The following is a 649-nucleotide window of genomic DNA, read 5'->3' as shown; positions in this document are numbered from 1 at the left end:
AACTGGTCGGCGACCTGCGGCCGTGCGGCCGGCGAAACCAGCATGTTGCCGCGTGAGATCTCGACCTCGTCGTCGAGGACGAGCGTTATGGCCTGGCCGGCCACTGCCTGTTTGAGATCGCCGCCATAGGCGACGATGCGTTTGACATGCGAGGACTTGCCCGATTTGGCGACGACGACCTCGTCGCCTTGCGCAATGGTACCGGACGCGATGGTGCCGGCAAAACCACGAAAGTCGAGATTGGGGCGATTGACATACTGGACCGGAAAGCGGAACGGCAACTCGGCCGTGGCTTCGTCGACCGACACGGTTTCGAGATGCTCGATCAGTGTCGGGCCGGAATACCACTGCATGGTTTCGGAGCGGCGGCTGACATTGTCGCCGTAGCGGGCCGACATCGGGATCGGCATGATGGCTTGGAAGCCGAGATCGCGCGAGAACTGCCGGTAGTCCTCGACGATCCTGTCGAAGACCGCCTGGTCGAAATCGACGAGATCGATCTTGTTGACCGCCAGCACGATGTGGCGGATGCCGAGCAGCGAGGCGATGATCGAATGGCGCCTTGTCTGGCGCAGCACCCCTTGCCGGGCATCGATCAGCACGATCGCCAGATCGGCCGTCGAGGCGCCGGTCGCCATGTTGCGGGTGT

At 63.0% G+C, this 649-nt stretch carries 1 protein-coding gene; it reads right to left on the bottom strand.

Features of this window, described 5'->3' with window-relative positions; genetic code table 11:
* Window positions 1–649, bottom strand: a 649-nt coding sequence (locus O7B34_RS31880) for a GTP-binding protein (RefSeq protein ID WP_337149706.1), incomplete at both ends; no start/stop codon positions are given.

Source organism: Mesorhizobium sp. Cs1299R1N3, assembly GCF_037179625.1.
GTDB classification, from domain to species: Bacteria; Pseudomonadota; Alphaproteobacteria; order Rhizobiales; family Rhizobiaceae; genus Mesorhizobium; species Mesorhizobium salmacidum.
This window is presented reverse-complemented; position numbering and strand designations above follow the sequence as displayed.